Genomic DNA, 13,942 nt, shown 5'->3' with positions numbered 1-13,942 from the left:
CCAGTTCTTTATGGATTGGATTTTTTGTCGTCTTTTGCAGGAAAGCGGGTGCTCCATGACGAAAAACTAAACCAAGAAGAATTTTTCCATATATAGGAGGAAAACCATAATCATGAAGCATTTCATTGTAGAGGAAAAGGGAAATGTGGTGCATTTGAAAATTGCCCGAGGAGAAAAATACAATGCATTGAATGCAGAACTATTAGCAGAGTTCGCTGAGGCAGCTCGTGAAGTGAGGCGGTCAGAGGCAAAAATTGTACTTTTATATGGAGATGGAGAAGGATTCTGCGCAGGTGGAGATTTAAGCATGATGAAAGAGGTGTCTGACAGAGATACTTATGATGAAGTCATGGATAATATCGAAACCATTGTAAAAACCTTTTATTCCATGCAGAAGATTGTGATATCCGCATTGCATGGGCCTGTGGTAGGTCTAGGGTTAAGTATTGCTTTATCGGCTGATTATGTCATAGCTGAACCAGACGCCGAATTATCCATGAACTTTATAGGTATTGGATTAGCTCCGGATGGTGGAGGTCATTTTTGGCTGCAGGAACGTTTAGGAACACATCAGGCTAAACATTTTGCTTGGGAAGGGCAGCAAATGAGAGCAAAAGAAGCCTATGATCATAAACTTGTGGATATCGTCGTCAATGGACCTGTCCAAGAAGAAGCAGCACGTCTCGCGGAAGAGTGGAGCAGTCGTCCATTGAAATCCATGATTGCTACAAAAGAAATATATCACCAACATGGAATGGAACGTTTATCTCACTACTTGGAGAAAGAACGTGAAAACCAATGGCGGTTACTTCAAACCGCTGATCATAGAGAAGGGGTTGAAGCCTTCTTAAATAAACGAAAGCCGGAATTTCAAGGTAAATAGTAAAAAGTCGCGCCTAAAAGCGCGACTTTTTATGGTTTTACATTGTTTTTAGGGTTATCTGTGGAACAAAACCAAGTGCCCTTCAGGTGCAGCGCAGCGATGGGTGTGATTGCTGTACCCTTTCTCTTCCAGCTTCTCTGTCCCTATTTTTTTTGCCTGGTCATCATTTTCTGCCTGGAAGTTTTCATCGAGAACATTGGTACCATCTTTCTCGAATACAGTTAAGTAGTATGTCTTCATTGTTGCGCCTCCTTGAATGAATAGCTGTTCATTATTTACTTTTGTCATACACCGTCGATATTCCTGCTTGAACAGCAAATTTCCATTAAAAAAATCACCCATTCCATTCTTCCACAATAGCTCCCTATACTTGAAGACACAGTTCCGAGACGTTTGTGTGATTCTAGGGGCTACGGGAAAAGGTTCGTCTTGCTCCATCGTCCAGACACTCGCGTCATAAGCAGAACAGCAAAGGAATGAAAAACACATTCCGTTGCTGTTCTGCTTATGCTAGTCGTGTCTACCAGGACGATTCCGCATTTGAACACTTTCCATGGGGTGGGCGGTGAGCCTCCTCAGGCTAAGCCTTCCGGGGTCTCACCTGTCCCACACGTCCCATAGGAGTCTCACCGTTTCCCTCCGCCCCTTAATTTTATAAGTGTCTCGAAACCACTTCTGGAATAAGAAGCTTTCAAGCTCGATGGAAATGTGGGCGTTACACTTCACCCTTATGTTTATTTGGATTCTGAAATAGAGAAGGCCTTATGCTTATAAGAGCGGAAGAGTGGAAGGCAGTCTCTTTGAGCAAAGGGGTTCGTTTTACGAATACATCGAAAGGGGTGGTTGGGAAGCTGCGACACTCCCGCGGGAATGGATTGGCTGGCGAGACCCCGCAGTGCGTAGCACGAGGAGGCTTGCCGTCATCCCCGCAGGAAAGCGAGTAGCTTCCCGACCACCCCTAACGCCCAAAAAGGCAACGAACCCCGGACACCTCTCGAAACTGAGTCTTCCACAATCCTGCCATATTCTTTAATAGCCATATTTTTTGTGAAGGAAGAAGGATTATTGAAACCAATGAGTTAGAAATTACGTACATAAGGTGAAAAGGGGGAGAAATGATGACATTACGTTTGGAGAAAGTGACGAAAAAGTTTGGGTCATTTACAGCGGTAGATGATTTATCATTAGAAATACCAGAAAAGCAGATTTTTGGTTTTCTCGGTGCGAACGGAGCAGGTAAAACCACAACTTTCCGTATGGTTCTTGGTTTGTTGGATCAAACAAAGGGTGAAATATCATGGAACGGCGGGGATATCGGCTACGACCAAAGCCATTTAATCGGATATCTACCGGAGGAAAGGGGACTTTATCCGAAGCTTAAGGTTCAGGAGCAGTTGGTCTATTTGGCAAAATTAAGAGGGATGAGGAAGTCTGAGGCCGTCCAACAGATTGAACGCTGGCTTGAGCGGTTTAAAGTACCAGAATATAAAAATAAGAAAGTTGAAGAATTATCGAAAGGGAATCAGCAAAAGATTCAGTTCATCTCAGCTGTGTTACATAAACCAAAATTGCTGATCCTGGATGAGCCTTTTTCAGGTCTTGATCCAGTTAATGTGGAAATGCTGAAGAAAGCCGTCATTGATTTGAAAGAATCGGGAACATCGATTGTGTTTTCCTCGCACCGGATGGAGCATGTAGAGGAATTGTGTGAGAGTCTGTGTATTCTCCATCACGGTTCCCCAGTGGTTCATGGGAAATTGAAGGAAATAAAAAAATCATTCGGGAAAAAGAATGTGAAAGTCATCGCAGATTTTGATCTTGCATTTTTGGAAAGTGTCCCGGGAGTTACGAAATATAAGCCATTGGGAGATGGGTGTGTCCTCCAGATTGAGAGTGAGGAAATTGCTCAGCGTATTTTTGAGGAACTGCAAGGAAAAGGATTTGTACGCAAATTTGATCTGGAAGAACCAACGTTGAATGATATTTTTATTGAGAAGGTGGGTGCTTCTTATGAATAAGTTCTTTATCATGGTTGCCCAGACTTATAAAAATCGTGTTAAATCAAAATCTTTCCTAATTACTACGATTGTTACTGTCGCACTCATTTTCGCTTTATCGAATTTGCAATCCATCATAGAGACTTTCAGCGATGTGGATGAAGAAAAGAAAGTAGCGGTTGTGACGGATAATGAGGGCTGGTTTCAGTCATTAGATCAGGCCGTTTCAATGAACGACAATCTTACCCTTCAGAAATACGATGGGAGTTTAGAGGAAGCCCAAGGAGCGGTAGAAGAAGGAGACTTTCAATCTGTCGTTGAATTGGAACAAGGAGAAGAAGGGCTCCCTGAAGCGACCTATTATGCGAACAAAATTGCCAATACTGGTGAAAGTGACCCTGTCAGACAGGCACTTCAACAAGTGAAAGTACAGTATGTAACCGAGCAGGCCAATGTCGATCCTGCGATTATTCAACAAATGAATACTCCTGTTACTTTTGAGCTCGTAGCTCTTGAAGAGAGTGCAAAAACGGCAGAGGAACTCAACCAGACTCGCGGACTTGTTTATGTGATGCTCTTTTTCCTGTATTTTTCTGTCATCATGTATGGACAGATGATCTCTACGGAGGTAGCAACAGAGAAATCAAGCCGCGTCATGGAAATTTTAGTTTCCAGCGTATCCCCTGTTTCCCAGATGTTTGCGAAAATTTTCGGCATTGCTTTGTTAGGTTTGACGCAATTCGCGATTCTTATTTTAGCAGGGTACTTAGGTATTCAACAAAGCAGGACCCTTGGAGATGGTTCGATGCTGGAATTCTTCGGTTTCAATGACATTAACCCTGGTACAATCATCTATGCAGTGGTTTTCTTCATACTTGGCTATTTGCTTTATGCTACCTTAGCGGCTACCTTGGGATCGCTCGTCAGTCGTTTGGAGGATGCGCAGCAATTGTTGGCACCTATGATTATGCTGATTGTGGCCGGTTTCCTCATTGCGATGTTTGGTCTTGGAATTCCTGAATCCACCTTCATCACGATCAGTTCTTATTTCCCGTTCTTTACACCATTAATTATGTTCTTACGTGTAGGAATGTTGGAAATCCCGGTTTGGGAAATTGCCTTGTCTATTGGTATTCTCATCGGGTCCATTCTCTTACTTGCGTTGATTGGAGCACGTGTCTATCGTGGTGGTGTGTTGATGTACGGGAAGTCCACTTCCTTAAAGGATTTAAAAACGGCTTTACAGCTCTCCAAAAAAGAGAAATAGATAAAAACCCCTTTCGCAAGGGGTTTTTTGTTTGGTTAAATGATGTAAGCCTATGCTTTGGATTAATGGTTCGGGAAAGTATTCAAATATTCCGTCTGCCCTTGTTGTATGAGAACGTGCATTCGGTTTTTACCTCTGTTAAAATGAAAGAACCAATAGAGAAGGAGGCTGATCATGTTGGAATCATCGATTCGATTCATACACAGCGCGGATTTACATATCGACAGCCTTTTTAAAACAAAGGGGCACTTTCCAGGTGAGTTGTTAGAAAGGTTGCGAAACAGCACGTTTGAAGCGTTCGACCGTCTCATCCATGCATGTATAGAAAATAAGGTGGATTTTCTACTGATTGCTGGTGACTTATACAATGAGGAAATTCGGAGTATTAAAGCCCAAGTCCATCTTAGGCGTGGGTTTGAACGTCTTCAAGAAAAGGATATTCATGTTTACGTCAGTTATGGTAACCACGATTATATAGAGGGAAAAACACTACCCATTGAAATGCCAGGGAATGTACATATTTTTCCAAGTCAGAATGTCGCACATATCCCTTTTGAAAAGGATGGTGAAGTATTGGCGCACATTTATGGATTCAGCTATGAGGCAAGAGAAGTGCGAGATCGCAAAGTCCCGTTCTTTACCAAAGAAGAGGGGGCGGACTATCACATTGGAATGCTTCACGGAAGTTTGGATACAAATACAGACCATGATGTTTATGCACCTTTTACACTACAGGAGTTAAAAGAGAAAGAGCTGGACTATTGGGCTTTAGGTCACATCCACAAGCGTTCGGTTTTATCGGAAGATCCACTTATCCTATATCCTGGAAACATCCAGGGGAGATCACGAAAGGAAGAGGGAGATAAAGGGTGTTACCTTGTCGAGCACAGCTTAGAAGAATGGAACTATCATTTTGTCCCGCTCCAAAGCATAATCTACGTCTCTACTACTGTGGATGAGCTTGAAACCACATCGCCTCAAGAATTGGAGAAAGTGTTGGAGAAGGCGAAAGAAAAAGTTGCTGCCGGTTCCCCTGTGATGTTGACGATCACATTGTTGGGATATGCAGGAACTAAAGAGGATATTCAAGACTGGGTGGAGGTCATTAATGAGAATGAAGATTTTGCTTCCGATGACTGGATCTGGATCGAGGAGGTCAAAATTGAAAGTCGCATAACCTGGGATGAGGAGGAGTTAATGAGGGGTTCTCATTTTACAGGTGAACTATTGCGGACCATTTCACATTTAGATGAAGAAGAAGTTGAACAGTGGCTTACCCCATTGTTCAACCATCGAAAAGTGTCCAAATATATTCATCCGATGAATAATGAAGAAACGAAGGACGTAATCGAACAGGCAAAATCATTACTAATGGATCGGATGATCAATCATGAGAGGAGGGGGACGACTTGAAGATCATCCATTTATACATATACGGATTTGGGAAATGGAAGGATTACTCTTTAGATTTAACCGATTCATCTCCTCATCTCATCATAGGTGAAAATGAAGCAGGAAAATCGACGCTCTATGAGTTTATCTTGTTTATATTATTTGGACTACCTCCAAAGCAAAGGCTCTCTTTTACACCTAAGACCGGAGGAAGCATGGGTGGGCGCCTTGTCATTTTAACGGAGTATGGCAGAGTGACGATTGAGAGAACACACGAATATGAGAACGGAAAAGCGGTATGCCACTTGGAGACAGGGGAAGAAAAGGATGAATCCTGGCTCCGAAGTTTACTGGATGGAATGGAACGTAGAGTATTTGAATCTACCTATAGCTTTAATGCGGATGCCTTGATGGAGCTAAGGAATTTATCAGGTCATGAGCTTGGTGAAGTCCTGTTAAATATCGGGTTAACTGGATCTGATCAAATTTATCAGACTGAAAAATGGCTGCAAAAACAAATGGATGAACGTTTCAAACCGCAAGGAAAAAAGCCACTTATCAATGAACAGCTTCAAGTGGTTGATGAGTTGCAGCAGAAGAAAAAGACATTGGATGAAGAAGAAGAAGTCTATTTACGTCTGCAAAAAACAAAAGAAACATTGAACGAACGCATGAGTACGTTGGAGAAGGAATGGAAGGAGACAATCAATCAACTCTACATAACGGAGCAGGTTTTCAAAGTTAGATCTATTATTGTTGATTACCATTTAATAAAGTCGGAAGTAGACAATCAAGAAAAGACTTCCTTTCCGGAAGCCGGTGTGGAGCGATACCAACAAGTAAAGGAAGTCCTTTTGCCACTTCAATCAGAACAAAAGCTGTTAAAAACAAATATAGAGGAACTTGAAGCTTCCATTCAACATTGGGAAGATGGATACGATCCATCTCAAGAAGATGAAGGAAGAAGGCTCGTAGAATCTGAATATGCAAAGTATGAGCAGGCTCTCTACGAACATGAACGCCTCTTACAACAGACCAGCCGACTAAATGAACAGCTGGATGAATATAAAAGCCACATCGATGTTCCTTTGGATACAGATGAAATTGAAGAATATCCCCTGCCATTTTATATTGAAGAGACATGGCGAGCATTGAAGAAGGAGAAAGAGGAAGTAGAACGGGAAGAATCGTTTATTAAGGAACAATTAGATGAGATCGCCCGGGAGTTTCAAAAAATTGAAGAACGTAAACATTTGATAGAGGACGAGAGGATTAGTGAGGAAACAGCCAAAGAATACGAAGAAAAGTTGCAGAAGAGTTATCAAATGGCAGCAACGTCTGATCAGGACTTAACGGGATTAAGGAATAGACGTTTGTTAGGAGGCGGAATGGCGATCCTTGCACTGGCTGTGGGGGGGCTTTTAGATGGAATGGGACTATTCGTATTGTGCTTGGCGATAGCCGCTGGTTTTGCCTTATACAGTTACAGTTGTCACAAAAAAATTATGAAATCATTCGAACAAAGTGTGACGAAGTCCATTCCAGTAGAAGAAATGGAACAAGCGAGGAAACAGCTGCAGAAATATGATGCACATATGAATGAGTACCATCATCTGCGTGATCAGTGGAAGCAGTTGAACCAGGAAGAGGTTCGGCTGCAGGAGAAGACTCATCATCTTCAACAACGAAAAAGAAGATTGGAAAGTACTCTCGATGAACAGCGTAATCTCTATCCTTTCCTAGCCTACTTAAACGTGGAACACTGGGAAAAACTTTATCATCTTCTTGCACAGTTGAAAGAAAAGAAACGTACACAAAACCGGATGCTTTACGACAAAAATGAGCAACGTTCCATAATGAATGATATCCAAAAAAATCTGGAAGCGTTTTACAAGATGAAAAAGTGGGAATTCTACGAAGAGAATATGGAACAGCAGTGGCAGCGTTTGAAAGAATGGGTCCAAGACCAGAGTCAAAGAAGGCAGAAAATTTCCCATGCAGAACAGCAATTGGAATCCTTGTATAAACGTGCGAAAGAAAACAACCTAAAGCTTTCTACTTATATGGAGCAGCAACAAGAGCTTTTTAAAGAAGCCGGTGTTGAGAAGGAAGAGGACTATTACATCAAAGCGAAACAGAATGAAAAACGTGAGGAGCAACAAAATCAGCTCCAAGATTTAGAACGTCAGCTTCAGCGTATGCTTTCAGAAAGAGAGCAGAATGATTATCATGTGTGGACAGAAGTGCCTGAAGAACGTGTTCTTTCTGCCCGTCTCGAGCGACTTAAAAGCGAAAAGAAAAAGATCGAAGATGAACAAAAAAAGAATCAGCAAGCCATGGCAGATAACCAGAGTGCCATTCAGCAGCTTGAGCATTCAGATGAACGCTCAAGCATCACCCACAAACTTCACAGAGAAAAAGCCGAACTTCAAAAGCAATCAGAAGAGTGGGCAGCTTATCAACTGGCCTGGAAGGCTTTGGAGAAAACGAAGCATGCGTATAAAGAAAAATATTTACCACGCATCTTAAGGAAAGCTACAGACTATTTTCATAGACTGACGGATGGAAATTATGCTGATGTGAAAATATCTCCCGATGATGATCGCATTAAGGTCGTTAGTAAGCAAGGATTCACTTATTATCCAATGGAACTTTCACGAGGCACAAAAGATCAATTGTATATTTCTTTCCGCTTGGCTCTCGGGGAAACGATGGCGGATGATTTATCCCTGCCGTTTCTCGTTGATGATGCCTTCGTTCATTTTGACCAAAAGAGATTACACCTGATGATCGAACTTTTCGAGCAATTATCTAAAAAGCACCAAATCATTCTTTTTACTTGGCGAGAAGACTTGGAAGAAGTGTTTCAATCTCCTCAAGTCCTGCGATTAAGTGAAAATCAATAATATGGTCGCAATGTACGGACATTAATGATAAAATGTTTTAAGATTACTGAGGAATAAGCAAATGGAGGGTTTCCATTGCCAGAAATGAATAATACAGATTGGAACAAATACGAAGAAACAATTGAACAATTTATCCAAGTCATAGCTAAGAATATGAGCCTTTATGGGGTAACCCCGTCCATTGGTCGCTTGTATGGAGTGCTGTACTTTTCGCAGGAACCCATGACATTGGATGACATGCGGGAAGCTTTGGAGATGAGTAAGACAAGTATGTCAACAGGCGTCCGTGCTTTATCAGATATGAAGATGGTCGAACCTTCCTTTAAAAAAGGAGTACGTAAAGACCTTTACAAGTCAGAAGAAGACTGGTATAAATCATTCACTTCCTTGTTTGGGAGCCGTTGGAGACATCATACAGAGACGAATATAGAAGAAGCGGATGAAGCCATTCAGGAGCTTCAAGAGCTGCACGAGAAGACCACGGACGAAGAACTTCAAGCTAAAATAACCGAGGATATTGATCGGTTGGAATATGCTCAAAATTACTATCGCTGGCTCATGAGATTCATACATGTGGTAGAATCAGGAGAGATATTCCAATACGTACCGAAAATTGATCAAAAAGATAAAAAGTAAAAAGACTGATGTGGACAGTATGATGCTGGCCACATCAGTTTTTTTGTACTCTTTTGCAGTGAAGTGAGGGGGAAGCTTGTATCATAATTGCCCGCAAGCGCTCATAGACTAGAGACAAAAGGAGCAGGGAGGATGAATTCATGTTATTCGGTCTTCCGATTTGGGTGTTTCTGTGTGTTGTCTTTATATTCATAAGTGGGTATATGGCCATCCGCGCCATGAGAGCGGAGCACAACCTCGAGCAAGAGTATATCGAACGGGAAGGGCAAGTCTATTTAAAGCGGATGGAGAAAGAGAAAGAACGGCGGGGAAAAAGAGATGCCATGATGTCAGATTAAAAGCCAGGTGAATGATTTACCTGGCTTTTGATCTTTATTATTCTACTGTATTTTCGTCAGAAGTACTGTCTTCAGAGTTATTTCCCTCCGGAGTTGTACCTTCTTCCACTGGAGCTTCCTCTTTATCGAAGAGACCTTCAAACTCATCAAGTTTTACATCAATTTCAGAGTTCTGCATAAGCTCATCCATCTTCTTCTGAAGCTCAGCTTGATCGACTTTCTGACTTGTTAATGTACGCTTGATTTCTTCCTTCATTTCATCATATGGCTTGATATCTTCTTTATCACGCTTGTCTGTCACCTTAATGATGTGGTAGCCGAATTGAGATTGTACAGGTTCACTTACTTTACCTGGCTCTAATTCGTAGGCTTTATCTTCAAATTCAGCCACCATTTCTCCTGGTCCGAACCAACCAAGCTTCCCGCCTTGCTGAGCAGAACCATCAGAAGAATATTCAGCAGCTAACTCTCCGAAATCTTCTCCATTATCGATTTTTTCTTTAACTTCCTTCGCTGTTTCTTCATCAGAGACTAGAATATGGCTCGCTTGAACCTCTGTTTTCATGCGATCATAATAATTTTTCATTTCTTCTTCTGAAATTTCAATTCCTTCAGAAGCCGCTTTTTCTTGAAGTAGGCTCATACGGATCGTTTCTTTGAATGCTTCTTCATCGGCGAAGCCATTTTGCTGAAGAATGTTTTCAAAATTATCGCCGTATTGTTCTTTGATCGTCTCTAGTTCTTTGTTGACTTCTTCATCTGAAACCTCGTAATTATTTGCAAGAACTTCTTTCATGACAAGAGTCTGAAGCACTTGTTCACCGTACTGAGACTTCAATTCCTGATAAAACTCTTCTTTTGTTACTTCTCCACCATTGGTTTCAACAACGGCTTCTGATTCATCTGCATTGGATGAACAAGCTGACAAGGTGAATACGCTCGCTGCCAATGCAGCAGTGATGGCTATTTTTTTCATAATCCTGACACTCCTAAAACTTATTGTGAATTTCGTGACGTAGAGATTGCTCACAGCCTATCAGTAAATATAACACATTATATAGGCGATGTTCTATACTGTGTTGTGAAAATATAGCAATTCAAACAAGACATAGAAAAAACAGGCCAACTGCGGCCTGTTTTTAGAGTGTATTAAGCACTTCCACATAAGAAGAGATCAGTAATATTGTAATTAGTACGTTGATCGTGCGGAAAACACGCGTTTGTTTTTCGTTCGACATTTTCGTCTTTGTGCATAAGGAATGTGTGAGTGAGTTAAACACGAATAAAATGACGAGCGCGTACAAGCTGAATCCAAATGCCATGTTGGTACCTCCTTTATTCCCTATGAAACTACTCTATCAAAGTTTAGGTGGATTGAACAGAAAAAAGCGGGTCGGATTTCCATGTTAGAACAAAAAAAGTCCGATCCAGAAACGAAAAGACAAATCCTCACTTAAACTAAAGCTCCCGTTTGTGGAAGACTCAGTTTCGAGATGCTTTCGGGTTTCGTTCGCCAAAATGGGAATCAGGGGTGGCTGGGAAGCAACTCGCTTTCCTGTGGGGGAGTGGTGAGCTTCCTCAGGCTAAAGCCTTGCGGGATCTCACCTATCTCCTTTCTCCCACGGGAGTCTCGCAGCTTCCCAACCACCCCGTTCGATATGTGTGTGAAACGAACCCCTTTACCAAGTTGGATTGTCTCCTGTTATCCCGATTGGAAAAGCATAAAACGCTCTGTATTAAGCTCTCAGAGTCCAAATACCTGGGCATGGGGATTTTATCCTTATACTCCCAATTTAATTGACTAGCTGATTATTCGGGGAGTGGTTTCGAGAATCTTACTTGTAAAAGGGGCGGAGGGGAATGGCGAGACTCCTGCGGGAAAAAAGTGCAGGGTGAGACCCCACAGGACGAAGTCCGAGGAGGCTCACCGCGCTCCCGCGGAAAGCGAGCTATTCCCCGCAGCCCCCATCCACTCAACAAAGTCTCGAAACTGAGTCTTCAAGAAACCTGCCATATACTGTAAGAAGGTATAAAAAAACAACGTTCATAAGATTGAACGTTGTTTTTATGCTTTTGGCTGATGAATGAGGATATCGTAGCCTTCTTTGGCATTCTCGATCAAGCACTTTTTCGGTGCTTTGGCGAAATAATTTAAATAGAGAAAATCAGAGAAAGATAATCCGATATTCACAGATGCAAAGAGTACAAGGTACGCGAAGTAATGAGGGAAGACATATCCCATGATGAGTGCAGGAACTGTAATCAAAAATGTTGGTGCAAGAGCCATCATGATCGATGTCTTCTTTGATAATCGAGTTTTGCACTGATAAGTGAAAGTCGGTACAAACCGCTTCCTGAATTTGAAGTTTACTCGTAACCGCTTATAGCTGAGCATTAACGGTAACATATGCATCAAGCGGTGCATGGATGGTAAGAAAAACAAAATAACCAACAACGGTAGAAAACCGTGATCATTCATCTCATGCGTACCGTGAATCATTGAATACGGCAGATATAAAATTAGGAATGAAAGTAGTCCTGTAAGAAAAGACATCAGGTAAACACGGTTCAGACCGAATTCTTTATTGATGTTTACTGTTTTCCAGCAGTTCATCATAAGAATCCCTCCCTTACAACAAAAAATACTGTGAATTTATTATAAATATCGATATGATAGTAGTACGTTTTATGTTTCGTTTGATTGGCACAAGACGAATAATAGTATGTTTGAAGAGAAAAAGCAATAGGTTTTCTGTAAAAAAAATATTTGCTTTTTTCTCTTTTGTTGTAAGATCTTATAAACCTTGGTATGACAAGGGTGACAGCAGGTTGTGGAGGGAGTATTTTGGAGAAGGAAAATAGATGCGAAACCTTTGCATTCCACTTGAATTTATTACTAGAAGTTGAAGAGATGAAGAAATATCCTTTTACGAGATTAGTAATTGAAAAAACCTTAACAAAAAAAGAATATAAAGAAACGTTGCAATTGTTAGAAATTTTGAGTGATCGTTACGAAGAAGATGTAGCCAACGGTTTGATTGATCATTCTAATTTAATGCTTCACTTTGCCGGCATGCTTTGTTACAAACTACCTATAGAAGAAGCGTTGGAGGCACTCAATCAACAGGGGCTTTACCCTAATTTAACGAACCAGCTTATTCGTCTTCAAAATAAATAGAACCCTTTCCAACAAAGATTGATTGGAAAGGGTTCTATTTATTTTGCTCCTATTTGTTATGAGGATCTTGATTTCTTCTTATAGTCCTCAATATCTGTCGGTTGTTGAACCAATGCTTCTTCTTCAATGTTTTCTAGTGAACGTTCCAGGATTTCTATATATTCGTCTCCATAGATCTCCTTAATCAAAGCAGATAAATCTAAGAACTCAGGAAGTTTTCCATACATTTCTGTCATTGGCATAACGCCTCTCAGTACAGAATTATCTTCTGGGTTATACTCATTCAGCGTTGCTTCAAGAAGTTCAATCCCTGCATCTGTTAATTCTACATACGTGTTTCTTTTGTCGTTTTCACGCTTAGAAAACTGAAGGAGGCCACGCTCTTCCATCTTCTTAGAGAAATTGAAGGCGGTTGAAACATGCATGACACCATATTTGGAAATCTCAGAAATGCTCGCCCCTTTTAAATGGTAAGCAATCCACAAAATATGATGTTCGTTGATGTTCAATTGGAATGGCTTGATCCAATCCTGCCAGTCCTTTTCAATGGCTTTCCAAAGTGCTTTGGAAAGTTGAGCCATTTTATGACTGTAGAAAATGGCTTCTCTTTTTGAGATTTTGTCCTTCATTTACCTCACCCTCTTAAGGTATTTTTAATACTATTCTATCCTCAATAGGCTATTAGTTTTTAAGAGTTACCCACTTATAATGATATAAAATTTTCGTAAATTATCAAGATATAATGTGCTGAAAAAATAATTATCATGCAGATCGGAAAAAAATGGATCTGCATGATAGGGGAGAGGGGGTTAATCAGATGGTTTTTCATCAGGATTTAACTCTTTAAAAGCTTCAGCAATCCATTCGTGAAAGCGAACCATATCTTCCATCCGTCTGTACAGTTGTTCCGCTTGTTGCATCTGCTCTTGAGTGACATAATCCTGTATTCGGTCTTTTAACTCGCTTTCCATATTTTCAAGCGTATCTTTTTGTCCACTGGCAGCTAACTGCCATTTATTTATATAGGAAGACATGAAATTTCGATATAAGTTTTCATTCGCTTGATACAGGTCTTTACGAAAGCCTTTCTTCCATACTCGTTCGACCAGACCTTGATCCAATAACCCTCTAACGCCTGTACTCATTGAAGTTTTACTTTTACCCAAAGCTTCGCTCATTTCATCTAATGTCATTGGACCATGATGCAGATAGAGAGTTACAAACAACCGTGCATCAGCAGGGGTAAGTCCAAACATTTCCAATGTTTTAGAAAATTCATGTGTGACTTTTGTATGCATGTCTTCAAGGAAATGGTGGTCTTTTACTACCATAAGATCCTCCTTCG

Annotated in this window: 14 protein-coding genes; 8 read left to right on the top strand and 6 right to left on the bottom strand. The window is 41.0% G+C overall.

Translation table 11 applies throughout. The features are described 5' to 3' along the window. The first annotated feature begins 112 nt into the window (after positions 1-112). Complete coding sequence (locus tag ACQ4XT_RS20165) at positions 113-883, top strand: enoyl-CoA hydratase (protein ID WP_446855417.1); 771 nt, start codon at positions 113-115, stop codon at positions 881-883. A 54-nt stretch (positions 884-937) separates the two neighbouring features. Here the strand turns inward: ACQ4XT_RS20165 and ACQ4XT_RS20160 are convergent, their stop codons facing one another. Then, positions 938-1,123: a YhzD family protein gene (locus tag ACQ4XT_RS20160; RefSeq protein WP_446855415.1), complete on the bottom strand. Its 186-nt coding sequence runs from the start codon at positions 1,121-1,123 to the stop codon at positions 938-940. An 878-nt stretch (positions 1,124-2,001) separates the two neighbouring features. Between ACQ4XT_RS20160 and ACQ4XT_RS20155 the strand changes: the two genes are divergently transcribed. The 6 genes from ACQ4XT_RS20155 to ACQ4XT_RS20130 all read left to right on the top strand — a co-directional run bounded on the left by ACQ4XT_RS20155 (position 2,002) and on the right by ACQ4XT_RS20130 (position 9,419). After that, a complete protein-coding gene (locus ACQ4XT_RS20155; RefSeq protein ID WP_446855413.1) occupies positions 2,002-2,901 on the top strand; it encodes an ABC transporter ATP-binding protein in 900 nt (299 codons plus the stop codon). Further along, a complete protein-coding gene (locus ACQ4XT_RS20150) occupies positions 2,894-4,147 on the top strand; it encodes an ABC transporter permease (protein ID WP_446855412.1) in 1,254 nt (417 codons plus the stop codon). The genes ACQ4XT_RS20155 and ACQ4XT_RS20150 overlap by 8 nt, the downstream gene beginning before the upstream one ends. Positions 4,148-4,321: 174 nt before the next feature. Beyond that, positions 4,322-5,560 (top strand): metallophosphoesterase family protein, encoded by a 1,239-nt coding sequence (locus ACQ4XT_RS20145; protein WP_446855410.1) that lies wholly within the window; start codon positions 4,322-4,324, stop codon positions 5,558-5,560. Then, complete coding sequence (locus ACQ4XT_RS20140) at positions 5,557-8,445, top strand: ATP-binding protein (protein ID WP_446855409.1); 2,889 nt, start codon at positions 5,557-5,559, stop codon at positions 8,443-8,445. Before ACQ4XT_RS20145 ends, ACQ4XT_RS20140 begins: the two co-directional genes overlap by 4 nt. 84 nt (positions 8,446-8,529) lie before the next feature. Further along, positions 8,530-9,081, top strand: a complete 552-nt coding sequence (locus ACQ4XT_RS20135) for a GbsR/MarR family transcriptional regulator (RefSeq protein ID WP_446855751.1) — start codon at positions 8,530-8,532, stop codon at positions 9,079-9,081. Positions 9,082-9,221: 140 nt separating this feature from the next. After that, a complete protein-coding gene (locus tag ACQ4XT_RS20130; RefSeq protein WP_446855407.1) occupies positions 9,222-9,419 on the top strand; it encodes a sporulation YhaL family protein in 198 nt (65 codons plus the stop codon). Between the two features lie 37 nt (positions 9,420-9,456). Here ACQ4XT_RS20130 and ACQ4XT_RS20125 read toward each other — a convergent pair whose 3' ends face one another. From ACQ4XT_RS20125 to ACQ4XT_RS20115, 3 genes are all read right to left on the bottom strand, one after another. After that, positions 9,457-10,395, bottom strand: a complete 939-nt coding sequence (locus ACQ4XT_RS20125; protein ID WP_446855406.1) for a peptidylprolyl isomerase — start codon at positions 10,393-10,395, stop codon at positions 9,457-9,459. 163 nt (positions 10,396-10,558) lie between these two features. After that, positions 10,559-10,741 (bottom strand): hypothetical protein, encoded by a 183-nt coding sequence (locus ACQ4XT_RS20120; protein WP_035510066.1) that lies wholly within the window; start codon positions 10,739-10,741, stop codon positions 10,559-10,561. Positions 10,742-11,484: 743 nt separating this feature from the next. Continuing rightward, positions 11,485-12,033 carry a DUF3267 domain-containing protein gene (locus ACQ4XT_RS20115; protein WP_446855405.1) on the bottom strand — a complete coding sequence of 183 codons (549 nt, stop codon included), beginning with the start codon at positions 12,031-12,033 and terminating at the stop codon, positions 11,485-11,487. Between the two features lie 231 nt (positions 12,034-12,264). Between ACQ4XT_RS20115 and ACQ4XT_RS20110 the strand changes: the two genes are divergently transcribed. Beyond that, positions 12,265-12,597, top strand: coding sequence for a DUF1878 family protein (locus ACQ4XT_RS20110; protein WP_446855404.1), 333 nt, complete (start codon positions 12,265-12,267; stop codon positions 12,595-12,597). A gap of 56 nt (positions 12,598-12,653) precedes the next feature. Here ACQ4XT_RS20110 and ACQ4XT_RS20105 read toward each other — a convergent pair whose 3' ends face one another. Both ACQ4XT_RS20105 and ACQ4XT_RS20100 read right to left on the bottom strand, forming a co-directional pair. Further along, a complete protein-coding gene (locus ACQ4XT_RS20105) occupies positions 12,654-13,226 on the bottom strand; it encodes an HTH-type transcriptional regulator Hpr (protein WP_446855403.1) in 573 nt (190 codons plus the stop codon). A 180-nt stretch (positions 13,227-13,406) separates the two neighbouring features. Further along, positions 13,407-13,928 (bottom strand): GbsR/MarR family transcriptional regulator, encoded by a 522-nt coding sequence (locus ACQ4XT_RS20100; RefSeq protein WP_446855401.1) that lies wholly within the window; start codon positions 13,926-13,928, stop codon positions 13,407-13,409. Positions 13,929-13,942 lie beyond the last annotated feature (14 nt).

The sequence above is a fragment of the Halobacillus sp. 12SKB genome, from assembly GCF_052941655.1.
Note: the sequence above shows the minus strand (reverse complement) of the source record. Positions and strands in the feature narration are given on the sequence as shown.